The 26790-nt window shown below is 67.6% G+C and carries 22 protein-coding genes; 8 read left to right on the forward strand and 14 right to left on the reverse strand.

The features are described from left to right. Positions 1-20: 20 nt before the first annotated feature. The 3 genes from BIX52_RS02950 to BIX52_RS02960 are packed head-to-tail and all read left to right on the forward strand — an operon-like array spanning position 21 to position 3762. Positions 21-1427, forward strand: a complete 1407-nt coding sequence (locus BIX52_RS02950; protein ID WP_075219477.1) for an NAD-dependent succinate-semialdehyde dehydrogenase — start codon at positions 21-23, stop codon at positions 1425-1427. A gap of 10 nt (positions 1428-1437) precedes the next feature. After that, entirely contained in the window at positions 1438-3036 is a 1599-nt protein-coding gene (gene mdlC, locus BIX52_RS02955) for a benzoylformate decarboxylase (RefSeq protein ID WP_075219478.1), read from the forward strand. 51 nt (positions 3037-3087) lie between these two features. Beyond that, positions 3088-3762 carry an energy-coupling factor ABC transporter permease gene (locus BIX52_RS02960; RefSeq protein WP_075219479.1) on the forward strand — a complete coding sequence of 225 codons (675 nt, stop codon included), beginning with the start codon at positions 3088-3090 and terminating at the stop codon, positions 3760-3762. Positions 3763-3962: 200 nt separating this feature from the next. Here the strand turns inward: BIX52_RS02960 and BIX52_RS02965 are convergent, their stop codons facing one another. From BIX52_RS02965 to flhA, 11 genes are all read right to left on the reverse strand, one after another. After that, on the reverse strand, positions 3963-4820 hold the full coding sequence (locus BIX52_RS02965; protein WP_075219480.1) for a CheR family methyltransferase: 858 nt from the start codon (positions 4818-4820) through the stop codon (positions 3963-3965). Beyond that, positions 4820-6046 carry a chemotaxis protein CheB gene (locus tag BIX52_RS02970; RefSeq protein WP_083659964.1) on the reverse strand — a complete coding sequence of 409 codons (1227 nt, stop codon included), beginning with the start codon at positions 6044-6046 and terminating at the stop codon, positions 4820-4822. The genes BIX52_RS02965 and BIX52_RS02970 overlap by 1 nt, the downstream gene beginning before the upstream one ends. Then, entirely contained in the window at positions 6043-6510 is a 468-nt protein-coding gene (locus BIX52_RS02975) for a chemotaxis protein CheW (protein ID WP_075219482.1), read from the reverse strand. The genes BIX52_RS02970 and BIX52_RS02975 overlap by 4 nt, the downstream gene beginning before the upstream one ends. Beyond that, a complete protein-coding gene (locus BIX52_RS02980) occupies positions 6507-9191 on the reverse strand; it encodes a hybrid sensor histidine kinase/response regulator (RefSeq protein ID WP_245803097.1) in 2685 nt (894 codons plus the stop codon). Before BIX52_RS02980 ends, BIX52_RS02975 begins: the two co-directional genes overlap by 4 nt. 27 nt (positions 9192-9218) lie before the next feature. Then, positions 9219-10880 (reverse strand): methyl-accepting chemotaxis protein, encoded by a 1662-nt coding sequence (locus BIX52_RS02985; protein WP_083659965.1) that lies wholly within the window; start codon positions 10878-10880, stop codon positions 9219-9221. Positions 10881-10925: 45 nt separating this feature from the next. After that, positions 10926-11453, reverse strand: coding sequence for a hypothetical protein (locus BIX52_RS02990; protein ID WP_075219483.1), 528 nt, complete (start codon positions 11451-11453; stop codon positions 10926-10928). A gap of 11 nt (positions 11454-11464) precedes the next feature. Next, positions 11465-11821, reverse strand: a complete 357-nt coding sequence (locus BIX52_RS02995) for a hypothetical protein (protein ID WP_075219484.1) — start codon at positions 11819-11821, stop codon at positions 11465-11467. Beyond that, positions 11818-12141 carry a rod-binding protein gene (locus BIX52_RS03000; RefSeq protein WP_245803126.1) on the reverse strand — a complete coding sequence of 108 codons (324 nt, stop codon included), beginning with the start codon at positions 12139-12141 and terminating at the stop codon, positions 11818-11820. The genes BIX52_RS02995 and BIX52_RS03000 overlap by 4 nt, the downstream gene beginning before the upstream one ends. Positions 12142-12334: 193 nt before the next feature. Beyond that, positions 12335-12730 (reverse strand): hypothetical protein, encoded by a 396-nt coding sequence (locus tag BIX52_RS03005; protein ID WP_075219486.1) that lies wholly within the window; start codon positions 12728-12730, stop codon positions 12335-12337. After that, on the reverse strand, positions 12727-13485 hold the full coding sequence (locus tag BIX52_RS03010; RefSeq protein ID WP_075219487.1) for a flagellar biosynthetic protein FliR: 759 nt from the start codon (positions 13483-13485) through the stop codon (positions 12727-12729). Before BIX52_RS03010 ends, BIX52_RS03005 begins: the two co-directional genes overlap by 4 nt. Further along, complete coding sequence (flhA, locus tag BIX52_RS03015) at positions 13482-15560, reverse strand: flagellar biosynthesis protein FlhA (protein ID WP_075219488.1); 2079 nt, start codon at positions 15558-15560, stop codon at positions 13482-13484. The genes BIX52_RS03010 and flhA overlap by 4 nt, the downstream gene beginning before the upstream one ends. A 368-nt stretch (positions 15561-15928) precedes the next feature. Between flhA and BIX52_RS03020 the strand changes: the two genes are divergently transcribed. Next, positions 15929-18199: a putative bifunctional diguanylate cyclase/phosphodiesterase gene (locus BIX52_RS03020; protein ID WP_245803127.1), complete on the forward strand. Its 2271-nt coding sequence runs from the start codon at positions 15929-15931 to the stop codon at positions 18197-18199. 94 nt (positions 18200-18293) lie between these two features. Then, a complete protein-coding gene (locus tag BIX52_RS03025; RefSeq protein ID WP_083659967.1) occupies positions 18294-19010 on the forward strand; it encodes a sulfotransferase-like domain-containing protein in 717 nt (238 codons plus the stop codon). Between the two features lie 52 nt (positions 19011-19062). On the opposite strand, the gene BIX52_RS03030 is transcribed toward BIX52_RS03025, so the two are convergent. Next, positions 19063-19464: a rhodanese-like domain-containing protein gene (locus tag BIX52_RS03030; RefSeq protein WP_205647680.1), complete on the reverse strand. Its 402-nt coding sequence runs from the start codon at positions 19462-19464 to the stop codon at positions 19063-19065. 414 nt (positions 19465-19878) lie between these two features. Beyond that, positions 19879-20910: a trans-3-hydroxy-L-proline dehydratase gene (locus tag BIX52_RS03035; RefSeq protein ID WP_075219491.1), complete on the reverse strand. Its 1032-nt coding sequence runs from the start codon at positions 20908-20910 to the stop codon at positions 19879-19881. Between the two features lie 146 nt (positions 20911-21056). On the opposite strand from BIX52_RS03035, the gene BIX52_RS24050 reads away from it, so the two are divergent. Together BIX52_RS24050 and BIX52_RS03040 are read left to right on the forward strand one after the other, a co-directional pair. Next, positions 21057-21473 (forward strand): DUF7662 domain-containing protein, encoded by a 417-nt coding sequence (locus BIX52_RS24050; RefSeq protein WP_425426665.1) that lies wholly within the window; start codon positions 21057-21059, stop codon positions 21471-21473. Between the two features lie 15 nt (positions 21474-21488). Beyond that, positions 21489-21896, forward strand: a complete 408-nt coding sequence (locus BIX52_RS03040) for a type II toxin-antitoxin system VapC family toxin (RefSeq protein WP_075219492.1) — start codon at positions 21489-21491, stop codon at positions 21894-21896. Positions 21897-21972: 76 nt separating this feature from the next. Here the strand turns inward: BIX52_RS03040 and ppdK are convergent, their stop codons facing one another. After that, complete coding sequence (ppdK, locus tag BIX52_RS03045; protein ID WP_075219493.1) at positions 21973-24630, reverse strand: pyruvate, phosphate dikinase; 2658 nt, start codon at positions 24628-24630, stop codon at positions 21973-21975. 182 nt (positions 24631-24812) lie between these two features. Here ppdK and BIX52_RS03050 point away from each other — a divergent pair, with 182 nt between their 5' ends. Beyond that, positions 24813-26693, forward strand: a complete 1881-nt coding sequence (locus tag BIX52_RS03050) for a tetratricopeptide repeat protein (RefSeq protein WP_139312703.1) — start codon at positions 24813-24815, stop codon at positions 26691-26693. The last annotated feature ends 97 nt before the right edge of the window (positions 26694-26790 follow it).

Consider the following 26790-nt stretch of genomic DNA (forward strand, 5'->3'; position numbering starts at 1 on the left):
GCACACCCAAGGACTTCGCCATGGCCTACCAGACCATCAACCCCGCCACGGGGACGGTCGAGATGCGCTTCGACACCATCTCCGACGCCGCCCTCGACGACGCCCTCAACACCGCCCGCACCGCGTTCGAGAGCGACTGGCGCCGCCGTTCGATCGACGAGCGCGCGACGATCGTGCGCCGCGCTGCCGCGCTGATGCGCGAGGAGGCGCCCCGCCTCGCCGCGCTGGTGGTGCGCGAGATGGGCAAGCTTTTGGCGCAAGCGGAAGGAGAGGTCGCGCTGTCGGCCTCGATCCTCGACTACTACGCCGACCATGCCGCGCACTACCTGAAGCCCGAGCGGATCGACGAGCACGAGGGGGCGAACGTCCACCGCCTGCCGATCGGCGTCATCCTCGGCGTCGAGCCGTGGAATTTTCCGTACTACCAGCTCGCCCGTGTCGCCGGCCCGCAGCTCATGGTCGGCAACGTGCTGATGGTGAAGCACGCCGGGTCGGTGCCACAGTGCGCCGCCGCGTTCGAGGACGTGATGCGCCGGGCCGGAGCGCCGGACGGCGTCTATACCAACATCTACGCCTCCACCGACCAGGTCGCCCGGCTGATCGAGGATCCGCGCATTGCGGGCGTGACCGTCACCGGGTCGGAGCGCGCCGGGGCTGCCGTTGCCGCGCAGGCCGGAAAGAACCTCAAGAAGTCCGTGATGGAGTTGGGCGGCTCCGATCCGCTGATCGTCCTGCCGGACGCCCCGTTCGGGGCGACGCTCGACAACATCATGTGGGGCCGGATGAACAACACCGGCCAGAGCTGCGTCGCCTCCAAGCGCATCATCGTGGTGGGCGCGGAGCGGGCGGCCGCGTTCCTCGACGCAATTGTTAAGCGGATGGCCGCACTCGTCCCCGGCGACCCGATGGACGCCGCGACGACACTCGGCCCCCTCTCGTCCGAGGACGCGGTGGAGCACATCCTCGACCAGATCCGCCGTGCCGAGGCGGCCGGCGCGGTCGTCCGTCTCGGCGGCCACCGGCTCAACCGGCCGGGCTTCTACGTGGAAGCGACGGTGCTGACCGACATCGACGAGTCTAATCCGATCTATCGCGAGGAGCTGTTCGGCCCGGTCATCTCCTTCTACGCCGCGGCGGACGAGGCCGAGGCGCTGAAGATCGCCAACGCGGTCCCGTTCGGCCTCGGCGGCTCGGTCTTCACCGCGGATCTGGAACGGGGCGAACAGGTGGCGCTCGCCATCGAGAGCGGCATGGCCTTCGTCAACAACCCGACCTGGACGGCGCCCGAGCTGCCCTTCGGCGGGACCAAGAACTCCGGCTACGGTCGCGAGCTGTCGGAACTCGGCTTCGGCGAGTTCGTCAACGCCAAGCTGATCGCCGTCTCCCCAGTGGGCGCGCCGCCCCCCGGCGTGGCGCAGGCCGGTTGAGGGCGCAGCGATGACCACCGTTCGCGAGGCCTTCTACACCGTCTGCCGCGAGCTCGGCATGACGACGATCTTCGGCAACCCGGGTTCGACCGAAGAGACGATGTTGACCGACTTCCCGGCCGACTTCCGCTATGTGCTCGCACTGCAGGAGGCGCCGGCAGTCGCGATGGCGGACGCCTACGCGCAGGCGACCCGCCGCCCGGCGCTCGTCAACCTGCACACCGCCGCCGGCATGGGGAACGCGCTGGGTAACATCGAGTCCGCGTTCCTCAACAAGGTGCCGCTCGTCATCACCGCCGGTCAGCAGACCCGCGAGATGCTGCTCTTGGAGCCGTATCTTACCAACACCGCGCCGCACCTGATCGCGGCGCCGTTCGTGAAGTGGGCCTACGAGCCGGCGCGCGCGGCCGACGTGCCGGCCGCGCTCATGCGCGCCTTCGCCGCGGCGATCCAGCCGCCGGCCGGCCCGGTGTTCCTGTCGATCCCGATGGACGACTTCGAGGCCGACTGCGGGCGCCTGCCCGAAATCCGCACGGTGAGCCGGCGGCTGGGGACTGACAGCGATCTCCTCGCGCCCGTCGCCGAGGCGCTGGCGACGGCGAGGAACCCGGTGCTCATCATCGGCGGCGCGGTGGACCAGGGCGGCGGCTGGGACGATGCCGTCCGCCTCGCCGAGACGGCACACGCCCCGGTCCTCGCCGCGCCCTACGAGGGCCGCCCCGGCTTTCCCGAGACGCACCCGCTGTTCATGGGCTCCGCCATCGGCGCCATCGGTCCCCTCGCCGAGCAGCTCGCGCCCTACGACGTGGTCGTCGTCATCGGAGCGCCGGTGTTCCGGTACTATCCTTACGTCCCCGGCGCGTTTCTACCTGCTGGAACGCGCCTCTTTCACATCAGCGACGACCCGGCCGAGACGGCGCGTGCGCCGGTGGGCACCGCCATCCTCGCAGACCCGGCGCGGGCCTGCGCCATCCTCGCCGCGGACCTCGCGCCGACGACCCGCCCGCTCCCCGCGCCGCGTCCTGCCGCCCCCGCGCCGGAGGACTGCAACGGCGCGTTGACGCCCGACGCGCTCTACGACCGCATCGAGAAGGTGCGGCCGAGGGACTCGGTGATCGTGCAGGAATCGATGTCGAGCCTGAAGGCTCTGCGCCGGCGCATTCCCATCGAAACGCCGGGGTCGTTCTACTCGATGTCGAGCGGCGTGCTCGGCTACGGCCTGCCCGCCGCGGTTGGCGCGGCGCTCGCAGAGCGTGACAACGGCACCCGTCGCAAGGTGATCGCGATCATCGGCGACGGCGCCGCGAACTACGTCATCCAGGCCCTGTGGACGGCGCGGCAGCAGAAGCTCGACATCCTCTACGTCATCGTTCGCAACGGCGCCTACAACATCCTGAAGGCGTTCGCGAACCTGCTCGAGACGCCCGGCGTCCCCGGCCTGAACCTGCCGGACCTCGACTTCGTCTCTCTCGCCACCGGTTACGGCTGCGCGGCCGCCCGCGTGACGAAACCGGCCGACCTCGACGACGCGCTGGCGACCGCCATGGGCCGACCGGGACCGTTCGTCCTCGAGGTGGTCGTCGACGCCACGGTTCCCGCCCTGATCTGACCCGCTCGCGGGTCCTGCCGATATCCCCGAAACTCTTCAGGAAACGCATCCATGCACATCGAACCCGGCGTCGTGACTGGCGCCAAGCTCATCCTGTCCTGCGCCACCGCGGCTGTCGCCGGCGGCGCCCTCACCGCGGCGACCCTGCGCCAGATCCGCCACGAGGGCGCCGCCTCGCTCCTCGCGCGCAGCGTGGTGGCGACAATCGCGGTGTTCGCGTTCTTCGAGGTGCTGCCGCACTGGCCGGTCGGCGTGTCCGAGGTACACCTCATCCTCGGCTCCACGCTGTTCCTGATCCTCGGCCGCGCGCCGGCAGCGATCGGGCTGGCCGCCGGACTTCTCGTCCAGGGCCTCGTCTTCGCCCCGTTCGACCTGCCGCAATACGGCATGAACGTGACCACCCTTCTGTTGCCGCTGTTCGCAATGGCCGCGGTCGCGGATCGGATCATCCCGGCGAACACTCCTTACGCACAGCTGGAGTACCGCGACGTCCTCGCGCTCGCGCTCGTCTACCAGGGCGGTGTCGTCGCGTGGGTGGCGTTCTGGGCTCTCTACGGTCACGGCTTCACCGCCGATACGATGTTCGGCATCGCTTCGTTCGGGACGGCGTACGTCGCCGTCGTTGCGCTGGAACCCCTCGTAGACCTCGCGGTCCTCTTTGCGGTCAAGGCGACGGCCGGACCACGCCGCAGCGGTATTGTCGCCCCGCGGGTCCTTGCTGCGTGAAGACATGCGGGACCCTTCGAAGGGTCCCGAGCAACCCGTTCTTCGAGAAGAGACGACAATGACCAACGTGGCCCTTGTGGCAGGCGTCGGCGGTATCATCGGCGACGCCTCTCCCCCGCCATATGCCCGGCGGATTGGTCTCGACCGCATGTCCCACGCTCGCCGACGACCCCGCCCGCCGCCACCGCTCACCCGCGTCGTCAGGCGCAGATGCGGTCCGACGGTGTCGCGCGGGTGCCGCTCACCGTACGGACGTAGACGTTGCGCCATTGGCCGTGACGGGCGAATTGCGCGGTCAGGCCCAGCGTCGTCTCGGGGCCGCCGAGGATCAGAAATCCGTCGCCCGGCATGATCTTGGCGATCCGCTCCAGCACATTCGTCTTCGTCGGCCGATCGAAATAGATCAGCACGTTGCGGCAGAAGACCACGTCGAACTGGCCCAGCCGGTCGAACGGGTCGAGCAGGTTTCGCGCCTCGAAGGTGACCCGTTTGCGGATCGCGGGGGAGATGACGTAGTGGTTGCGCTCGCCGCGGGTGAAGTAACGCGACAGGTAATGCTGCGGCATCCCGCGCCCGACTTCGAATTGGGTATATTCACCGGCCCGCGCCCGCGCCAGCGCCGCCTGGCTGATGTCGGTGCCGAAGATCTCGAACGTCTGACGGCCGAACTTGGCCGCATTCTCCTCCAGAAGGATGGCGATCGAATAGGCCTCCTGCCCGGTCGAGGAGGCGGCGGACCAGATGCGGATCGGCCGCCCGCCGCGCGCGGCGATGAGCTGCGGCAACATGTGATTGATCAGCACCTCGAACGGCGCCTGATCGCGGAAGAAGAGGGATTCGTTGGTGGTCATTGCGTCGACCACCTCCTCGACCAGCTGGCGCCCTTTCGTCCCGCTGCGCATGGCAACGACGAGATCGGCGAGATCCTTCAGACCGTGTTGCTCGCAGATCGGCTTGAGCCGCGTCGTCACCAGATACTGCTTGTCGGCGCTGAGGGCGAGCCCGGACCGCTCTTTGAGGATCTTTCGCAGGTAGGCAAAGTCGTCGTCGCGGACCATCAGAAGACTCCCTTCATCGCGCTCTGGACCGCGGCACCCATGTCCGGCAGCGGCAGAACGCGATCCACCACACCGGCACCGACCGCGGCACCCGGCATGCCCCAGACGACGCTCGTCGCCTTGTCCTGCGCGTAGATCGCGCCGCCCGCCGCTGAGATCACCTTCGCGCCCTGGCAGCCATCGTTTCCCATCCCGGTCAAAATGACACCGAACACGCCGCGGCCCCAGATTTCCGCCGCCGACACGAAGAGCACGTCGGCGGACGGGCGGCAGAAGTTCACCGGCTCGGTGTCGGTCAGTTTCAGCCGCTTGGTGCCGGCCGAGTTGCAGACGATCATGTGGTGGCCGCCGGGAGCGATGCGGATTTCGCCCGGCGTCAGCGGCTCGTCCGCGGTCGCCTCCTTGGCGGTCCAGGCGGTGGCACGGCTGAGGTGCTCGGCCAAGATCGGCGTGAATGCAGCCGGCATGTGTTGGACGATCAGCACAGGCACCGACACCGCGGCAGGCGGCACCGACGAGAAGAGCGTGATGAGCGCCTGCGGCCCGCCGGTGGAGGAGGCGACGACGAAGACTTGCGGCGGCGGGCGATGGATGCGCGGTGCACGCGGGGCAGCGAGACCCGCCCCCGCGACCGTCGCCGCCATCATCCCCCCGCCCGCCGTGGCCGGTGCGGCGCGCGCCGCCGTCCCGCTTTGCCGCGCCAGCGCGGGCGTCGTCAGCGCAGGGGCCGTCAGCGAAGGGGCCGTCGGCGGCGCGCCGTTCGGCGATGCGCCCGGCGCCTTGCCGCGGGTTCCGCCGCGAAAGCCGAACTGAGCGTCCAAAATGTCGATCACGGCCTGGGCGGCCGGGCGCAGCGCGAACGGCTCGTCCGATGCCGGCTTGCCGACGACGCCGATCGCCCCCTTCTCCATCGCCTCCGCGCGCATGCGCCCCAACTCCGCCTCCGGCGCCACCACGACGATGGGAAGGCGCGGATCCGCGCTCGCGATCTGCTTCAACAGGCCGAGCCCGCGAAGGCCCGGCAACTCCGTGTCGAGCACCAGGCAGTCGGGACGCGCCTCGTCGAAGGCGCGCTTCACGTCGGACGGCCCCACGGCATCGGGCGTCAACGCATAGTTGGAGTGGTTGAGCGCCCGCCGCAGCGCGGTCCGTAAGGCGGCCGAGTGGGCGAGCAGCTGGAGTCGCTTACGGTCCGACACCGGCGCGGCCCGAACCGCTGAGATCATGCGGCAGCCAGTGAGGTCACACCGTCGAACAGGCGGTCCACCGCGACGATGAGAACGAGATGGCTCTCCGAGCGCTGCACGCCGGTGACGATCTCGCGCCAGCGGCGATCGAGGTTCATCGGCGCCGGCTCGCGGTCGGCGGCGACGGAGGTCAGAACGTCCCCCATCTCGTCGACCGCGAGGCCGAAGAGCTCGCCCTGCCGCTCGATCCCGATGGCCATGGTGGGCGCCTTGGACGCGCGGGGGAAGCCCAGGATCTGCCGCGTATCCAGCGCGGTGACGATCCGGCCGCGCAGATTGAGCACGCCGATGATGCCCGGCGGGGACTGCGGCACCGTGGTGATGCGCGACAGGAGAAAGACCTCGTGGACCGCCGAGATGGGCAGCGCGAACCAGTGACCCGCCAGCCGGGCCGTGACGAATCCGTCGGCCTCGTCCAGAAGCGCATTGCGAGTCTTGGTCACGCCGCTTTCTCCCTCTGAGCGTCCGGCTTGGTGAATTCACGCAAGGAGTCGATGAGACCGTTGCGATCGAGCTTGGAGATGTAGTCCGAGAAGCCGCCTTCGCGGGCCTTGGCGATCGCATCGTCGGTCAGCATGCCGGTGAGAGCGACCAGCGGCACGCTCTTCAGACGGTCGATCTTGCGCGCCGCGGCGGCGAACTCGAAGCCGTCCATCTCCGGCATGTCCACGTCGGTGACGATGACCTTCGGGTGCAGACCGGCCTGCAGCTTGTCGAGCGCCTGGGCGCCGGACGAGCAGACCACCGGCTCGAAGCCCGCCGCGCGCACCACCGGCGCCACGAGGTTGCGGAAGAAGGGCGAGTCGTCGACCAAGAGGATCTTGACCGTTTCGTCCACCTTCACGCGCTGGTGCGGGTCGAACCAGTGGTTGGAGGCGAGGCCCAGGAAGTAGCCGACGTCGATCACCTCGGCATGGGCGCCGCCGATGATGGCCGAGCCCAGGATGCCGGGCTGTTCGGACGGGATCTGCACGTCCACCACGTCATCGACGATGTCGACGATCTCGTCCACCAGGAGGCCCATCGACTTGCCGTCGTCCGACATGACGAGCAGCGGCTTGCGCTCCTTGGAGTCCGGATCGGGCGGGCCGCCGAACCACACGAGCGGGATGAGCTCGTTGTTGTACTGGATGTGCCATTGGCCCTCGGACTGGTCGGCATCGGCCAGGCACACGTCCTCGAGGCGCGTGATGAGGCTGATGGGCAGCGCCTTGCGGTTCTGCGTGGCGGCGCGGAACATGAGAAGGAGCTGCTTGTCCTCGGCGGCGATGGCGTCTTCCTCCTCCTGCGCGGCGGCCGACATGCTGGCCTCCGACGGGGTGGCCGAGGCCGAACGCACGCCATTGGGATCGACGATCATGATCACCCGTCCGTCGCCCAGGATGGTCGACCCGGAGAAGTGCTCGATGTTGCGCAGCGCGTGAGGCAGCGGCTTCACGACGATTTCCTCCGTCCGCAGCACCGAATCGACCAGCATGCCGAACCTCAGCCCGCGGGCGCGGATGACCATGACGAAGCCTTCGGTGCTTTCGTCGGCGGTCCGGGGCATGCCGTTCTCGTCCGTCGCGGTCGGAAGTTGCAGGACGGTTCTGAGGTCGACGATGGGGAGCAGCCGGTCGCGCGAGCGCAGCACCGGCGAGTCCTTGATGAGCTGGATCGAGTGGGCGCCGCCCGGCTCCACCTTCAGAAGCTCGTCCACCGACGTCTGCGGGATGGCGAAATCCTCGCCGTCCACGCCGACGATGAGCGCGCGCAAGATGGCCAGCGTCAGCGGGATCTTGAGCGTGAAGACCGATCCCTGCCCCTGGACGGAGCGCACGTCGATCGAGCCGCCGATGCGTTCCACGTTCGACTGCACGACGTCCATGCCGACGCCGCGGCCGGACACCGAGGTGACCTGGGCGGCGGTAGAGAATCCGGGCTCGAAGATGAACGAGAAGATCTGCTCGTTCGTCATCCGGTCGGCGTCTTCCTGCGTGGCGATACCGCGCTCGACCGCCTTCGCCTTGATGCGGTCGACGTTGAGGCCGCGCCCGTCGTCCCCGATCTCCACCAGGATCTGGCCGCCTTCATGGTAGGCGTTCAGCTTGATGTGGCCCTTCTCCGGCTTGCCGGCGGCCAAGCGCTCTGAGGGGATCTCGAGGCCATGGTCCGCCGCATTGCGGACCATGTGCATGAGCGGATCCTTGATGGATTCCAGCACCTGCCGGTCGAGCTCGGTCTGAGCGCCGTTCATCTCGAGTTCGATCGTCTTGCCGAGGTTGGCCGCGACGTCGCGCACGATGCGCGGCAACTTGCGCCAGGCGTTGCCGATCGGCTGCATGCGCGTCGACATGACGGCCTGCTGCAACTCGCCCGTGACGGTGGAGAGGCGCTGGAGCGCGAGCTTGTGGCTCGTGCGCTCTTCGTTGCGCATGATCTCGGTCAGCTCGTTGCGGGTCAGCACCAGCTCCGAGACGACGGTCATCAGGTGCTCGAGCGTCTCGACGGAGACGCGGATGGAGCTCGATTCGGACTCGCCGCCCGACGCCTTCTCTTCCGGCTTGTCCGCCTTCGCGGCCGGCTTCGGGGCGGGTTTGGGCGCCGGCTTCGGGGCCGGTTTGGCTTCAGCCTTCGGCGCGGGTGCGGGCGCGGCAGCCGGCTCCGGAGCGGCCGGGGCCGGTGCGTCCGCCGCCGCCTCCTCCTCGACCGCGACCTCGGGCTGCGCATCGTCAGGGCCGTGCAGCACCTCGGCGGAGGCGTCGGACCCGGCCTGCTGAAGGGCCAGGATGATCGACTCGTCGTTGCCTTCCGGCTCGGTGCCGCCGGAGGACTCGATCGCCCCCAGCAGATATTTCAGCCGGTCGACGACGTGAAGCATCGCGTCGATGGCGTCGTTCGTGACGGGCTCGCCATTGCGCAGGCGGTCCATCAAGGTCTCGGCGTGGTGCGCGAGGCCGGCCATGCGCGGCAGGCCGAGGAAGCCGCAAGTGCCCTTGATGGTGTGCATCAGGCGGAAGAGCTCGTTGAGCATCGACGCCGGTTCAGGCTCGTGCTCGAGCTCGACCAGCCTCACGTCCACCTGTTCCAACGCCTCTTGCGTGTCGGTGATGAATTCGGCGAGGAGTTCGTCGATCCCGTCCATGGATATTGGTCCTCTAAGGCGTCAGGTTCAGGCCGCGTCGGAGCGCATGGAGGCGATGAAGTTCGCCATGCGGGTGCGCAGTGTGTCGGCCTGCGTCGTCAGTTCGTCGGACGCAGCGACGATGTCATTCGCCCCCGTCCCCGTATCGTTGGCAGCCTTCGACACATCGATGATGATGGACGACACGTCTTGCGTGGAGACTGCCGCCTGTTGCACGGATTGGGCGATGGCCCCGGTGGCCGCGGACTGCTCCTCGATGGCCGATGCCACGCTGGAGGCCAGTTCGTTGGCCTTGGTGAAGCTCGTCTTCAGGCTTTGGATGGCGTGAACCACACGGTCCACGTCCGCCTGAACGGCTTGGATCTGCGATGAGATTTCCTTCGTCGCGCTGCCGGTCTGCTCGGCGAGCGACTTCACTTCCATGGCGACGACGGCAAAGCCTTTGCCCGCGTCCCCGGCCCGTGCCGCCTCGATGGTGGCATTAAGGGCGAGAAGGTTGGTCTGACTGGCGATGTCCTCGATGAGGTCGACCACCTGGCCGATCTTCTTGGCCGAACCCGAAAGTCCTTCGACCACCTTGTTTGCGCTCTCGGCCTGGTTCAGGGCCTCCAGCGAAATCTGCGTCGACTGGTGGACCTGGGCGCCGATCTCCTGGGCGGAGGCGGCGAGCTCTTCGGCGGCCGAGGCGACGGCCTGCACGTTGGAGCTCGTCTCCTCCGCGGCGTGCGAGACACGGTCCGATTGGGTGGTGGACTGCTTGGCGCTGTTGCGAAGCTGTCCGGCGCTCGACGAAAGTTGGCTCGCCGCCGCAGACAGGCTGCGCACCACCGAGTTGACGTCCTGATCGAGCCGCGCGATCTGCCGCTCGATGGCCTCGCGCTGGTGCACGGCGCGGTCCTCGCGCTCTTTGCGGGCGGTCGCGCGCATCGTTTCGACTTCGATGAGGTGCAGGCGCAGCGCCTCGGCGCTTTTGGCGAGGGAGCCGAGTTCGTCGTTACGCGCCGTGCCGTCGACCGGCGTATTGAGGGCGCCTTCTTCGAGCTCGCGCAGCCGGTCGCGAACGGACAGCAACGGACGAGAGATCTGCGTCGTCGCGGTCCACAGCGAGTAGCCGGTTCCGGCGAGAATACCGACGAGCGGCAGCCCGATGGTCCAAATCAGCGCCGAGGTGATCTCGCTGACGATGTAGGCGAGGTCTTCTTCGGCCATGGCGACGAGGCCGCCGGCGATTTCCTTGAGCACCTCGGACGCTGCGGCCATGGATTGGCGCGCGTTCTCGATCTGGTAGTTGCCGGTTGTGCCGGTCGTTTCGATGCTTTCGATCAGGGCGCGGCGCTCTGCAAGCACGGCTTCCACCGGCTGGCGCGCGTCGATGCCGAGATTGAAGCCCGCCAGGCGGGCGGCCATGCGCTCCAGGTCCTCTTCGACCTGGGCGATCGCCCCGGAGAGCGGATCCATCCGCGGGTTCTTCCCCCGGCTGACGTCCTCATAGACGGCGGCGGCCGCCATGTTCAGGTATAAAAGATCGCTTTCGAAGTCGACGAGAAGCCGCTCAGCGTCGATGTCACCCGCCATATTGGCGACCGAGCCGCGAATGTTGAGCAAGTTGTAGGTTGCAAGGCCAGTCAGCATCACGAGGCTTGCGCCCATGACGGCGACGATGGCGACTATGCGAAGCTTGACTGACACGAGAGGCCCTTTCTGCGGAAAGAACCGGGCGCGGGGCCCGGCCGGTTAGTGCTTGGACGGCGCGCCGGCGTAGGTGGCGGGCGTGTCGCGCGGGTCCTGCGGCACGGCGGAGTCGTGCGCGGCGGCGGCGACTTTGCGCATCGCGTCCGGTTCGGAGAGGTTGATGTAGTTGAGGCCGTCCACCAGCAGATCCTGGACGACGTCGGCGCCCATCCGCGCATTGACGGCGGCCTTCACCTCGGTGGCGAAGTTGCCCAGGTCGAGCCGTTGCAACTTCCCGAAATTGGTTTCCGCGTGGGAGTAGAGGTTGCGGAAGATCTCGTCCGTGAGGAACGGGTCCGGCGAGGAGGCGAGCGAGCGCAGCACCGCTGCGTCGGCGGTGTAGACCATGCGCACGACGACATAGCCCTCGACCTTGCCGCGCTCGACGACCGGAACGCTCATGGTCGGCAGCGACGTGTAGCGCAGGCCCTCCAGCTTGGGCTTCGCCTCCTCCTCGCCGGAATTGATGGCGAAGTTGGCCGCTGCATAACCGGCGCCGAGCGTGACGACGACGGCCCACATGCCGACCATCAGCGCCCCTCTCATTGCAGGGCCTCGAGACCGGTGGTCATCGGCGCGCGCGGGCCGTAGGTGCCGTCCGATTCCTCGGCGAGCACGGCCTCGGTGACGATTTCGGAGATGATGCGGGCGGCTTCGAGACGGCGCAGGAGGAGCTTTTCTTCGACCGCCAATTTGGCACGAAGGCGGCGGACCTGCTCCAGGGTCTGCTCATCCTCGGCCGCGTGTCCCTTGCCGAGGCGCGACAGTTCAAGGAGCGCGCGGCCCTTGGCGTCGGCGAGCGCCTTGTCGTCGATCGACGCGGAAGCCTTCATCGCGGCGATGGAGGTGTCGATCAGACCTTCGAGGCGGTTGAAGGCGGTGGTGATACCGGTCGTCATGACGCGGGTCCTTTTTGCTCGTCGAGCATGGAGTTGATGATGTCGGCGATGCCGATGCCGCCGGACGCGGCGACTTCCGAGGCCAGGTGCTGGGCGAATACGCCGCGCCAGAGCTTGCCGGCCTGGCCGCCCCAGACGATCGATTCGTCGTCGGGCAGCATGTGTTCGACGAAATCCGTCAACGCGACCGCCTCGAACTCGCGGCCGACGGACTTCGCTTCGAGCGCGCGGGCGGCGGCCGGCTTGGCGGCGCGGATCGCATGCGCGAAGTCGACATGGCCCGGCACGGCCCGGTCGGCGGTGCGCGCAGCCTCGCTCACCTGCGGCAACGGGGTCGCCGGCAGTTCGCTCTTCAATGCTGTGATCGGTGTTATCGACGTCATCGGCAGATCGGCCTTTCAGCATTCGACTGGACGTTAAGGGGGGACGCTGGCGACAGGCTTGCCGGGCGGGGCTGTTGCGCCGGATCGAGCCAGCCTGGGCGCATCGCGCGGGTGATGCGCGGGGACGTGTTCAGGGCGGCGGGCGGCGCGGTGAGCGCCCTGGCGTACTCACGAGTGTCTCGAGATATTTGCGTTCCGCCTTGCGCCGTTCCGCCGTGGCGGCGGCATCGGCGCGGTCGGCCAGAACCTCCGCCGCGTGCTCCTGGCGGCCGTGATTGTGGTTGCGCTCATCCGCCACCCGGCGCAGACGCTCCGTCGTGCGGCCGTTGCGCCGCAGCGTCTCGGCCATCGAGGATACCGCGAAGCCGTGCAGCGCATTGGTCTCGTTGAGTGCGCCGAGGATCTCGTCCGCCTGGGCGCGGCTTTCCTCGAACCGCGCCTTCGCGGCGATGCTCTCGGCCTTCGCCGCATCGGCCAGCGCCCGCTGGGCCCGCGCCAGCCGCTTCAGACGGTCCGCGCTCGTCATAGCGCCCCCGTCAGCTGGCGGAAGGCGTCGGCGAAGGCGAGCATCATCTCGCGCACCGCCATCGCCATCATGATGAGCCCGCCTGCGGTCACGAAGGGCAGCGAGACGAAGAAGACCGGGATCGACGGCGATAGCTTGTTGGTGATGCCGACGGCGAAGTTGATCACCACCGAATAGATGAAGAAGGGCGCGGCCAGCCGAAGGGCCACCAGGAAAGCGGCGGCGATCTGGTCGGACACCGCCACCAGCGCCTCGCGCACGTCGAGCACCGCGCCCGGCGCCAGAACCGTGTAGGAGCCGACGAGGGCGCGCAGGATCTCGTAATGCAGATCGCCGACGAAGATGATCACGGTCGCCGTCGCCATGAAGAGCGTTGCCGCCGCCTGACCGGGTTCGCCGGCTTCCAGCGACAGGCCCGGCACGCCGCCGAGGCCGATCGCGTTGGCGATGGCGATGGACATGGTCTGAAAGGCCATCATCAGAAGGCGCGACAACAGGCCGATCATGAAACCGATCACCGACTCGGTGACGAGGACGGCGACGATCTCGCCCGGCGTCCCCTGCCCCACCGCGGCGACCGCCTGGTCGATCACCATCGGCGACACGGCGAGCGCGATGCCGAGCGCGATGAAAAGCTTCACCTGCACCGCGATACGGATCGACGACAGCCCGGGAGCGATCAGGAAGACGCCGCCGACGCGGGCGAAAATCACCGCGACGGCGAGCACCAGGGCGGCGGGGCCCTCGATCGTCACGAGATGGAGCCGATGGGCTTCACCGCCGTGCCGCGGGCGATCTCGAGATGTGACAGGACCGGGATCGACGGGAACATCCGTTCGATGATCATGCGCACATAAGGCCGCGCGTCGGGTGCGGTGACGATGGCGAAGCGGGCATGGATCGCCAGCATCTCGTTGATGACCTTGGAGGCCGCCTCGCCGAACTCCTCGACCAGGCGCGGATCCATGGCGAGCTCGATGACGTCGCCCTTGGCGTCGCGCTTCAGCCCCTGGTGGAAGGCGAGGTCCCAGCGGTTGCCGAGGCGCAGGACGTGTAGCGATCCCTTCTCGGCGAGGTCGCCGCAGATCTGCTGCGCCATGCGGATGCGCACGTGCTCGGCCACCGCCTCGGCGCGGCGGGCGTGCGGCGCCACCTCCGCCACCGCCTCCAGAATGAGGTTGAGGTTGCGGATGGAGACCCGCTCGGCGAGCAGGAGCTTCAGCACCGCCTGAAGGCCTGAGTTGGAGATCTGCGCCGGGACGATCTCTTCGATCAGCCGCTTATATTCGGGGTCCAGCCGGTCGAGCAGGGCGCGCATGTCCTTGTACGAGAGGAGCTGCGCCAGGTTGTTGCGGGTGATCTCGACCAGATGGGTCAGCACCACGGACAGGTTGTCGATGGGAACGAACCCGTCCCGCTTCACGTCGGCCGCGAACGCCTCGTTGATCCACACCGACTTCATCCCGAAGGCGGGGTCGCGCGTTTCGTCGTGCGGCACGTTGGGCGGCGGTGCCTCGGCGGTGACGATGAGATAGTCGCCGACGCGCAGCTCGTGACTGCCGACGCTGGTGCCGTGAATGTGGATCTCGTAGCCCTTGGAGTGCACGGTCAGGCTCTCGGTGACCTTGATCTCGGGGATCACGAAGCCGAACTCGCGGGCGAACTTGCGGCGGATCTTGGCGACGCGGTGGGCAAGCTCTGTGGGTGAACGCAGCACCGTGCGGGCGAGCTGCTTGCCGACGATGAGCTCGATCTCCGGAATGTCGAGCTCGGCCTTCACCGAGTCCTTCTGCAGCTTCGCCTCGTGCTCGGCGGCGCGCTCCTTGGCGGCGTTCTTGGCGTCCGCCTCCGCCTTCCTCTGCCGCGGAATGGTGTAGGCCACGAAGGCCAGGATGGCGCCCAAAACGAAGAAGGGGATCGTCGGCAGGCCCGGCATGATGGCGAACAGGATCATCAGGCCGGACGCCATGATGAGCGCCTTGGGATAGGCGCCGAGCTGGCCCAGCACCGCCTTGTCGGCCGATCCGCGCGTGCCGCCCTTGGAGACCAGAAGGCCCGCGGCCAGCGAAATGACGAGGGCCGGGATCTGCGCCACCAGACCGTCGCCGACCGAAAGGCGGGTGAAGACGTCGGCCGCACCGGCGAGCGGCATGTCGTAGCGCGTGGTGGCGATCACGATGCCGCCGAAAATATTGACGGCGATGACGATGAGCGAGGCCACCGCCTCCCCGCGCACGAACTTCGAGGCACCGTCCATGGAACCGAAGAACGACGACTCTTCTTCCAATTCGCGACGGCGGCGCTGGGCTTCCTCGTCGTTGATGAGGCCGGACGACAGATCGGCGTCGATCGCCATCTGTTTGCCGGGAATGGCGTCTAGAGTGAACCTGGCACCGACCTCGGCAATACGGGTGGCGCCCTTTGTAATGACGAGGAAGTTCACGATCACGAGGATCAGGAACACCACGATGCCGATGACGAAATCACCCGACATCAGGAAGTTCGAGAATCCGGCGATCACGTGTCCGGCGGCGGTGATGCCCTCATGACCATCGGACAGGATCAGGCGCGTTGTCGCGATTGTGATCGCAAGACGCATCATCGTCGCGATCAGGAGAATGGTCGGGAAGGACGAAAATTCCAGCGGCTTGTCGATCCACAGCGCGACCATGAGGATCAGCACCGCGAGGGCGATCGAGAAGGCCAGCGACACGTCGATCAGGAAGGTCGGGATCGGCAGGATCAAGACCGCCAGCATGCCGACGACGCCGATGGCGAACGCCATGTCGCGGAAGCCAGTGGGGAAGAGCCCGCCCGCAGGCGTGGCCATGGCCTTGGAATTTGCGGTTTGTATCGACATCAGCCTCTCGCCCTCATGGCGAAGCAGGGCGGCCCGGCGCGCACGCAAGGCGTCCCCAGCTTCGATTTGGCTGCAATGTCGCGAGTGACGCTGGGGCGAAGCTGTTTTGCCGTTGGCGGCCTCTATCCGTGCGCCACGGCCGGCCAAACAGCGCAAGCGCGCGGCCGATTTCGGATCGCCAAGCCCGCGAGGGTTGAGAATCCGTGGCGAGAGCGCAACTTTAACCCGTCAGTAATGCGAAAACGCCTCCACAACCGACCCCGTGTTCAGCCGATGGTGCAGTGCGCGTGATCATCAGACCGTTCAGCCTCAGGAAGGCGGCCAGACCCTTGGTCGACGTGACCCGCCTTTATGACGGGACCGTGGGCCGCGGCGGCATGCTCATTCGCTTCGGTGTCGGCGTGGCTTTGATCTCGCCGCCGCTCCTGCTGCTCGTGCAGGCGACCTGCCTTGTTCCCGTACCGCATGGCGTCACGGCGATCGTCATCGCCGCGGGGCTTGGAACCCTCGTGTGGCTCCCCATCGTCAACCGGCGTCGCCTGCAGATGATCTCCGAGGCGGTGGACGCCACACACTGCTCGATCGTCGTCTACGATGCGAACGACAGGCTGATCCTCGCCAACCGGCGGTACAGGGACGTGCTCGGCGTTCCCGCGGGCGCGATCGAGGCGGGGATGACCTACCGCACCCTCATCCGCCGATCGCTGGAAACCTACCTGCCGCCGGACGCGGTGGAGGACGAACTCGTCGAGCGCAACGCGATCCACGCGCGCGGCGACGGGCGCCCCTCGGACAGGCAATATCCCAACAACCGGTGGGAAAGAGTGACGAAGACGCGCCTTCCCAACGGCCTCAACGTCGGCATCGCAATCGACGTCTCGGAATATTATGCGCTGCGCGATCAGCTCGACACGGAGGCGCGGCGTTTCGCGGCACTGGCGCGGGGGGCGCCGGTCGGCATCTGCCTGGTCGACGGGGCGGGCCAGCTCCAATTCGTCAACGACGCGCTCTTGACCATGATGGGCGCGGCGGACCGGCAGGCGCTCCTCGCCGCGAACGACCAGATGATGCTGCGGGACACCGCCGTGCGCGGGTTCGGCGCGCTCATCAGCGAGCTTCGCCAAACCGCTTCGGACACCGAAGTGCGGCTCGAGAAGGGCGGCGAGACCTACCACATGATGGTCCGCAAGGCCTATGCGCCGATCGCCGGAAGCCAGCCCGACGGTCCGGATGCTGCGGAGAATCTGCTGATTTTCGTCGACATCACCACCCGCAAGAAGGCCGAGGCGAAGGTGTCCTACCTCGCCCTTCACGACCCGCTGACCGGCGCGCTCAACCGCGTCGCCTTCGCCGAGGACCTGGAGCGCGCGTCCGGCGGGGCGGACCTCCAGCATCCGGCCGCGCTGATCGCCATCGACCTCGACCGGTTCAAGCCGGTGAACGACGTGCACGGCCACGCGGTCGGGGACGTGCTTCTGTGCCGCGTGGTGGAGCGCATCGGCGAGGCGATCGCGGCCGACTGCCGGCTCTACCGCATCGGCGGGGACGAGTTCGCCGTCCTGTGCCCTCCCCCGACCGGCGCCAACGCCATGGCCTTCGCGCGCGCCATCCTGGACCGCCTGACCGAGCCGTTCACCGTCGAGGGGTACCGCATTCTCATCGGTGCGAGCGTGGGGGTCAGCTCGCTGCCCTCCGACACGGACAATCCGCAGACGCTGATCCACTATGCCGACCTGGCGCTGTATCAGGGCAAGAACCGCGGCGGCGGATCGGTCCATGCGTTCAGCCCGGCGGTGCTGTCGAGTGCCGATACGCGCCGGGTGATGGAGCTGGAGCTCGCCGAGGCGGTGGAGAACGGCGACATCGAGATCATGATGCAGCCGATCGTGGGGACGGAGCGCAAGGTCGCGGTCGCCGCCGAATGCCTGGCCCGCTGGACCAACCGGCGCACGGGCGAGGCCGTTCCGCCGTCGACGTTCATCCCCGTGGCGGAGGCCGCCAACCTCATCGTGCGGCTGGACGTTCTGATCCTCCACAAGGCTCTCGCCACCTACGCCGCGCTCGCCGCCGCGGGAACGGCGCCGCAACGGCTGATGGTGAACGTTTCGGTGCGCACGCTGGAGGAGCCGGGTTTTGCCGGTGAGGTACGCACCGCGCTCGCCCGCAACGCGCTGCCCGGCAGTTCGATCGTTCTGGAGGTCACGGAAAACTTCCTCGTCGACGATGCGCACAAGCTCGGCGCGACGATGCAGCAGATCGCGGCGCTGGGGGTGCACTTTGCGCTGGACGATTTCGGCACCGGCTTCACCACCTTGCGGATGCTGGCCGATTTGCCGATCACCTATCTGAAGATCGACCAGTCCTTCGTGCGCGACCTCGACGATCCGCATCGCCAGCGCCAGCACCGGGTGATCCGCGCGATCATCGACCTCGCGTCGCACCTCGAGCTGGACGTGATCGCCGAGGGGGTGGAAACCGAAGCCGCCTACGAGACGCTGCGCGGCCTCGGCTGCGGGTTGTTCCAGGGCTATCTGTTCGCGCGGCCGCTGCGGCCGGAGGCTTTCGCCAAGGGGACGTTGCCGCAGCGCAAGGGAAGCGCGGCCGCCTGAGGCGCGCGGATGGGGGCGAACCAGAGGCATGGCTGCACCGCACTTGCAGGCGGCGTGGCGGGCCGCCATCGTGCGGGCCTCACGGAGGTGCCCCTTGAATATTGCGATGTGGTCCGGCCCGCGGAACTTGTCGACCGCGATGATGTATGCCTTTGCCGCGCGCGGCGACTGCGCGGTGTGGGACGAGCCGTTCTACGGCGCCTACCTCGCCGCCACGGGGCTCGACCATCCGATGGGCGACGCGATCATGGCCTCCACCGAGACGGACCCGGCGAAGGTGGCCGCCGCCTGCGCCGCACCGGCCGCTTCGGGCGCGCCGCACTTCTACCAGAAGCACATGGCGCACCACATGATCGAGAGGTTCGACCTCGGCTTCATGGACGCGTTGACCCACGTCTTCCTGATCCGCCACCCCGCCCGCGTCCTGGCGAGCTACGACGTGAAGCGCGAGAACCCGACGCTCGCCGACATCGGCTATCCGCACCAGACGGAGCTTTACGACCGGGTGCGGGAGAGGACGGGGAGCGATCCCGTGGTGATCGACAGCACGACGATCCGCGCCGATCCGGCCGGGGCGCTGGAACGGCTGTGCAGGGCGATCGGCCTTCCTTTCACCGATGCGATGCTGTCCTGGCCGGCGGGTGGGCATGCGGACGACGGGGTGTGGGCGGCGCACTGGTACGGCGCGGTGCACAGGAGCACCGGGTTCGCCGGCGCCGAGGGGCCGCTGCCGGAGGTGGCGCCCCACCTCGCCCCGGTGCTGGCCGAGGCGCTGCCCCATTATGAACGGCTGAAGGCGGTCGCCATCTGACCGCCGCGGGCGGGGGTCTACGCGCGGGTGCCGGCGGCGCGGTGCGTGCGGGTCAGTCCTTCTTTTCCGGGAAGGCGATCGGGCCGCCCTTCTTCTGCCAGCCGGAAAAGCCCTCCTTCAGGTGGGCGGCGTCGAACCCCATGTCCTGCAGCGTGGCGACGGTGAGGGCCGAGCGCCCGCCGGAGCCGCAATAGAAGACGAAGCGCTTGTCCTCGTCGAAGATCGCCTTGTGGTAGGGGCTGTCGCTGTCGACCCAGAATTCGGCCATGCCGCGCGGGCAGTGGAAGGCGCCGGGGATGAAGCCCAGGCGTTCCCTCTCGCGCGGGTCGCGCAGGTCGACGAGGACGACATCGGGGTCGTCCACCATGGCGATGGCGTCTTCCACCTCCACCTCGTCGATGCGCGCCCTGGCGGCGGCGACCATGTCGGCGGCGGATAGTTTGAGCTTGGGCAACGGCCCCTCCCCTCGTCCTGCGGGCGCGGCGCCCGGTTGGGGCGACTTTAGCCGATCCTGAATTGCTGTCGCCCCCGTCGGCGCCCCGCTGTCATGCGAGCCACGGTCCGCCCGCGCCAGGACAGGCGGCGCCGAGGGGCGGGACAGGCGCCACCCGATGGAGACGGTGGCGGCGCCAGCAGGGCGGACGCTGCAGCGTTAAGCCGCGCGAGGGTGGAGGCGCCCGCCGCGCGAGGGTGGAAGGCGCCGGCCGCGCGAGGGCCAAAGGCGCCGGGCCCACGAGGGGCGGAGGCGCCGGCCGAGTGACGGCCGGAGGCGCCGGGCGCGCGAGGGGCGGAGGCGTCGGCCGAGTGACGGCCGGAGGCGCCAGGCGCGCGAGGGCGGAGGCGTCAGCCGATGGAGGGCACGCCGGCGTCAGCCGAGCGAGGGCCAGGTGTCGGCGAGGCGGTAGCCGCGTGGCCAAGGGTCGGCGGGGTCGAGGTAGAGCTGGCGGCTGTCGGTGATCCAGGCGCGGCCGGTGATGGTGGGGATGATCGCGGGCAGGTCGCCAACGGTGGTGGTCCCGGCGATCGAGCAGTGGAAGCGGCTTCCCAGGATGGAGACGCCGGTGAAGGCCTCGCCGGGCGCCAATTCGCCGCGCGCGTGCATGACCGCCATGCGGGCGGAGCAGCCGGTTCCGGTCGGCGAACGGTCGAGCTTGCCGGGTGCGATGGCGACGGTGTTGCGCCCGGACTTTACGCCGTCCTCCATGCTGACGGGCTTCGTGAACTGGCAGAAGGAGATGTGGCGCCAGTCCGGATTGTCAGGGTGGGTGAAGCCGAGCTGTTCGGTGGCGGCTTTCGTGAGGGCCATGCCGGTGCGGGCGAGGTCGGCGGCTTCGTCGGGCGTCATCGCAAAGCCGAGCGACGCGGCGTCGACGAGGACGAACGAGTCGCCGCCATAGGCGATGTCGACGGTGAGTGTGCCGTGCCCCACCACCTCCAGAGGCGCGGCGAGCCGGGCGGCGAAGGACGGATGGCCGGTGATGGTGATCGCCTCGGCCTTGCCATCCCGGCAGCGGGCGACGACCTCCACGAGGCCGCCCGGCGCCTCGATGGCGAAGCGCGTTTCCGGCTCTGTCATCGGGACGATGCCGGTGTCCAGCAGTACGGTGGCGACGCAGATGGAGTTGGAGCCGGACATGGGCGGCGTGTGGACCGGCTCCATGATGATGAAGCCCATCGCGGCGCGGGGGTCCTTGGGCGGGACGAGCAGGTTGATGTGGCGGAAGACGCCGCCGCGTGGCTCGTTCAGGACGAAATCGCGGAGGGCTTCGTCGCGGGCGATGTGGCGCGACTGCTCCCACAGAGTGTCGCCGGGGGGCGGCGCGACGCCTCCGGTGATGACGTCGCCGACTTCTCCCTCTGCATGGCAGCCGATGATGTGGATGGTGGTGCGGGTGCGCATGGTGCTTCGTAGCGGAAACAGTGCGCTTGGCAAGCTGTGCGAGGAAGACGAAGATATGTACTACAGACCTTGACGACCACAGAAATCTGCAGTACCTATTTTACCGGGCAAAGCGGAAGCCGATTCTCGGATTAATGGAGTTAACAATGTCAAAATATGTATCGATTCAGCACTACCTTGAGAAGCGACCTCAAGATCGCGTACCTATGACCTTCGATGAGATCGAAGAAGTCCTCGGCTTTCGCCTACCAGCGTCAGCACATAGGCACAGGGCATGGTGGAGCAACAACTCTAGTAACAGTGTGATGACCGATTGCTGGATGAAAGCCGGGTTCAAGACATCGGACGTAGATATGGAAAAGCGCAAGCTCGTTTTTCGGCGCTCAAAGCCTCTGCCGCCGGCGGAGCCCCCCGTTTCCGGTGGGACCCCACGCCATATCCCTGTCGCGCGGAAACGCCCCTCTCTTTTGGGTCGGCTGAAGGGATATATTTCGATTCAGAGCGGCACGGATATAACAAAGCCAGCCGAGCCAGATTGGCCTGAGCCTGACGATCAGAACTAGAGGAAGACGGAGCGCATGCCCCTCCTCCTCGACACCTGCGCGGCGATTTGGACCGCGGAGGACGAACTCGACGAAAATGCGGTCGATCTCATCGGCGATGCCGTCACCAAAGACGAGCTTATCCACGTGTCGGCAATTACCGCCTGGGAGATTGGCCTGCTCGTCGCACGTGGACGGATAACGTCATCCTTGCATCCGCTTGCGTGGTTCCGGCAATTCACGGCGGCGAGCGAAATCGCGGTCGTGGACCTGTCACCCGAGATCCTCGTGGCGTCCTCTTTTCTGCCGGATTGCCCGCTCAAGGACCCCGCTGACAGGATCATCGTCGCATCGGCACGGGAAAATGCGTTTACGATTATGACGCGCGACAGGGCGATCCTGACCTACGCCGATGCAGGTCATGTCCGCGCCGTCAGGTGCTGAGGACACGATCAAATCTCCCGGCGCTTCTCTATTATGAGAAGCGCCGGGAGTTGTAAGCTTGAACCTCTGCCCAGACTTACCCCAGCGCCGCCTGCGCCGCCGCCAGCCGGGCGATCGGCACGCGGAAAGGAGAGCACGACACGTAGTCGAGGTTCACCGTCTCGCAGAACTTGATCGAGTTGGGGTCGCCGCCGTGCTCGCCGCAGATGCCGAGCTTGATGTCGGGGCGGACCTGCCGGCCTTTCTCGGCGCCGATCTTGATCAGCTCGCCCACACCCTCGGTGTCCAGCGACACGAAGGGGTCGACGTCGATGATCGATTCCTTGAGGTAGGACCCCAGGAACACGCCCGCATCGTCACGCGAAATGCCGAAAGTCGTCTGCGTCAGATCGTTGGTGCCGAAGGAGAAGAACTCCGCCTCCTCGGCGATCTTGTCGGCGTTGAGCGCGGCGCGCGGCAGCTCGACCATCGTCCCCACCTGATAGGTGAAGGTCTGGCCGGTCTCCTCGCTGACCGCGCGGGCCGTCGCGTCGATCCTCTTCTTGACGAACTCCAGCTCCGACTTGAGGCCCACCAGCGGCACCATCACCTCCGGCACCACCGGCGCACCGGTCTTCTGGGCGGCGGCGATGGCGGCCTCGAAGATCGCGCGGGACTGCATCTCGGCGATCTCGGGATAGGTGATCGCGAGGCGCACGCCGCGGTGGCCCAGCATCGGGTTGAACTCGGCGAGCGCCGACGCACGGTTCTTCAGCTTCTCGGGGTCGGCACCCAGGGCCTTCGCGACCTCCTCGATCTCCTTGTCCGTGTGCGGAATGAACTCGTGCAGCGGCGGGTCGAGCAGGCGGATGGTGACCGGAAGGCCCGCCATCACCTCGAAGAGCTGGGTAAAGTCCTCGCGCTGCATGGGGAGGAGCTTGTCGAGCGCGGCGCGGCGGGAGGCGGTGTCGTCGGCCAGGATCATCTCGCGCATCGGCATGATGCGCTCCGGGTCGAAGAACATGTGCTCGGTGCGGCAGAGGCCAATGCCCTCCGCGCCGAACTCGCGCGCGGTCTTGGCGTCGTGCGGCGTGTCGGCGTTGGTGCGCACCTTCATGCGGCGCTTGGCGTCGGCCCAGCCCATCAGCCGCTCGAAGTCGCCGGAAAGCTCCGGCTTCAGCATCGGCACCTCACCGACGAACACCTCGCCGGTGCCGCCGTCGATGGTGATCTTGTCGCCCTTCTTCAGCGTCACGCCGCCGGCGGTGATGGTGCCCTTCGCGTAGTCGATCTTCACGCCGCCGGCGCCGGAGACGCAGGGCTTGCCCATGCCGCGGGCCACAACGGCCGCGTGGCTCGTCATGCCGCCGCGGGTGGTGAAGATGCCGTCGGCGGCGTGCATGCCGGCGATGTCCTCGGGGCTGGTCTCGATGCGGCAGAGGACGCACGGGCGGCCGGATGCGGCGAGCCGCTCGGCCTCGGCGGAGGTGAAGCACACTTCGCCCGACGCCGCGCCCGGCGATGCGGGCAGCGCCTTGGCGAATTGGTCCGGCTTGGCGCTGGGGTCGATCATCGGGTGGAGGAGCTGGTCGAGCGAGGCCGGCTCGATGCGCTTGATCGCCTCGGCCTCGGTGATGAGGCCCTCGTCCACCATGTCGACGGCGATCTTCAGCGCGGCCTTGGCGGTGCGCTTGCCCGAGCGGGTCTGCAGCATCCACAGCTTGCCGCGCTCGATGGTGAATTCCAGGTCCTGCACGTCGCGGTAGTGGCGTTCCAGCGTGTCGCAGACGTCCTTGAACTGGGCGAAGGCGTCCGGCAGCGAGCGCTCCAAGGACGGCTTGTCGGAGCCGGCCTCGATGCGCGCGCGCTCGGTGATGTCCTGCGGGGTGCGGATGCCGGCGACGACGTCCTCGCCCTGGGCGTTGATGAGGAATTCGCCGTAGAGCTGGTTCTCGCCCGTCGACGGGTTGCGGGTGAAGGCGACGCCTGTGGCCGACGTCTCGCCCATGTTGCCGAACACCATGGCCTGGACGTTGACGGCGGTGCCCCAGCGCTCGGGGATCTGGTGCAGGCGGCGGTAGACGACGGCGCGCTCGGTCCGCCAGGAGCCGAACACCGCGCCTATCGCACCCCAGAGCTGATCTTTCGGGTCCTGCGGGAAGGGCTTGCCGGATTCGGCGAGGACGACGGCCTTGTAGTCCTCGATGAGAACCTTCCAGTCGTCGGCGGAGAGGTCGGTATCGAGGTCGACGCCCCTCTCCTCCTTCATGGCCTCCAGCTTGTCCTCGAAGGACTTGTGCTCGACGCCCATCACGACGTCGCCGTACATCTGAATGAACCGGCGATAGCTGTCATAGGCGAACCGATCGTCACCGGCGTTCTCGGCCAGCGCGAGGACGGTCTCGTCGTTCAGCCCGAGGTTGAGGACGGTGTCCATCATGCCCGGCATGGAAATCCGCGCGCCGGAGCGCACGGAGACGAGCAGCGGCAGTTTCGGATCGCCGAAGGTGCGGCCCGTCGACGCTGCGATCTGGTCGAGGGCGGCGTTCACCTCCGCTTCCAGCTCGGGCGGATAGCTCTGCTCGTGCTCGTAGAAGTAGGTGCAGACTTCGGTGGTGATGGTCATGCCCGGCGGAACGGGGAGCCCCAGGCTCGCCATTTCTGCAAGGTTTGCGCCCTTGCCGCCGAGAAGGTTGCGTTGGCTTGCGTCACCTTCGGCCGTTCCATCGCCGAATGTGTACACCCATTTGCCCATTGGTCAGTTCCCCTACTACCGCGCGAAACGATATAATGAAGGATAGGGCATCTGGAAACGCCTTGATGGTGACAAGCCTTGCGCTTCCTGTTGCGAAGGTGGACGGTATCGCCTACGTCGCAATTCAGTTTTCGTGTACAAGTTGCGCGCCACCTGCGCATCTTCGTTAAGAGGGGTCTGCCTTGCCACTGTGCACAAAAGGATCGATCCGCGTTCCGTTCGCTCTGGCCCTGTCCGGGTCGCTGGCGTTGGCCGGGTCGCTGGCTACAAGCCCGGCGAACGCGGTGCCCGGCGGCAATGAGCTGTCCGACATCGGTGTCGCGCTCGAACCTGTGGAACGGCTCGGCCTCGGCTCGCTGTCGGGCTATTATCTCGCCGCCCGCCACGCCCAGTTCAATCAGGACATCGCGGCCGCTGCGGGCTTTTTCGCGGCGGCCTTGTCGAAGGACCAGAAGAACACCGATCTTCTGGATTCCTCCGTGGCGCTCAATGTCGCATCCGGCAATTTTCCGCGCGCCTTCACCCTCGCCGAAGAGCTTCTGCGCAACGAGCCCGACGATTGGATGGCGCTGACGACGCTCGCCGTCGATCAGATCCGCAAGGGCGAGCGCAAGGCCGCGCTGGAGACCCTCGGCAACCTCGACGAGGTGGGAGGCCAGATCCAGGAACTGGTGTCCGCGCTCCTGCAGGCCTGGGTCAAGGCCGGCCAGGGCGATGCGGACGCGGCCATCGGTATCCTCGATTCGCTGGAAGGGCCGAGTTGGTACGAGCCGTTCACGCTCCTCCACAGCGGTCTCATCGCCGACCAGGCGGGAATGACCGAGCTCGCGGGGACGGCGCTCGGCACGTCCTATGAGCGCGATGCCGGCTCGCCGCGGGTGGTCGACGCCTATGCCCGCGCTCTCGCCCGCAAAGGCAAGAACGATCGTGCCGACGCCGTCCTCGGCGAGTTCGAAGCCCGGCTCGGCGGCAGCGACCAATATACCGCAGGCGTGCGCGCCGCGCTCCAGGCCGACACGGTCGAGCCGCTGATCACCTCTGCGACTGCGGGCGCGGCAGAAGCCCTCTACGGTCTCGGCACCGCCTATGCGCGGGACGGCGGCAACGCACAGGCGGCGTCGCTCTTCCAGCTCGCGATCTACCTCGACCCCGAGAACTATTTCGCCGCGATGGCGCTGGGCCAGGTGATGGAATTCCTGCGCCAGCACGAGGCTGCGATCGAGATCTATCGTCAGATCCCCGAATCGAGCCCACTCGCGCGCACCGCACGTGTCCAGGAGGCGTTGAACCTCAACGCTCTGGAGCGCAACACCGAAGCGATCGCGCTTCTGGAAGAGGCCGTGGCCGCCGATCCGTCGGACGTGTCGACGATCATCGTCCTCGGCAACATCTTCCGCAGCATGGAAGATTTCGAGCGGTCGCGCGCCACCTACACCCAGGCGATCGAGACGCTGGGCACCGTGCCGCCCCCCTATTGGACGCTGTTCTATTATCGCGGCATCGCCCGCGAGCGGACCGACGACTGGGCCGGGGCAGAGCGCGACTTCCGCCTCGCCCTCACCTATCAGCCGAACAACGCGCACACCTTGAATTACCTCGGCTACTCGCTGATCGACCGGGGCGAGAAGCTCGACGAGGCGATCGACATGGTGCGCCGGGCCGTCGCCGCGGAGCCGTCCAACGGCTACATCGTCGACAGTCTCGGCTGGGCCTATTACCGGCTCGGCCGCTATCAGGACGCGGTGAACGAGCTGGAGCGGGCGATCAGCCTGAAGCCGATCGACCCGGTGATCAACGACCACCTGGGCGACGCCTATTGGCAGGTCGGCCGCAAGCGTGAAGCCTTGTTCCAATGGTCCCACGCGCAGGAGTTCGGGCCGGACGCGACGCTCGCCGCCGCCATCGCCACCAAGCTGGCGAACGGGCTGGAGGCGCCGGAGCCGGTGACCGAGCATACGGACGCCTCGCGCGCCACCGAGGAGGCACCGTCGACCACGACCGCCGAAGCCGGCACCGCGGCCGGGGACGGAACAGAGCGGCCGTCCGGATCCACGACGCAGTAACGGCCGGGCGATGAGCGGGACGACGACACGGGCGCGCACCGCCGGTCCGACGGCCGGCGCCGATGTGCCGCATGGAGACGTCCCGGAGCGCGATCCC

Origin of the sequence: Acuticoccus yangtzensis, from assembly GCF_001927245.1 — a bacterium.
GTDB classification, from domain to species: Bacteria; Pseudomonadota; Alphaproteobacteria; order Rhizobiales; family Amorphaceae; genus Acuticoccus; species Acuticoccus yangtzensis.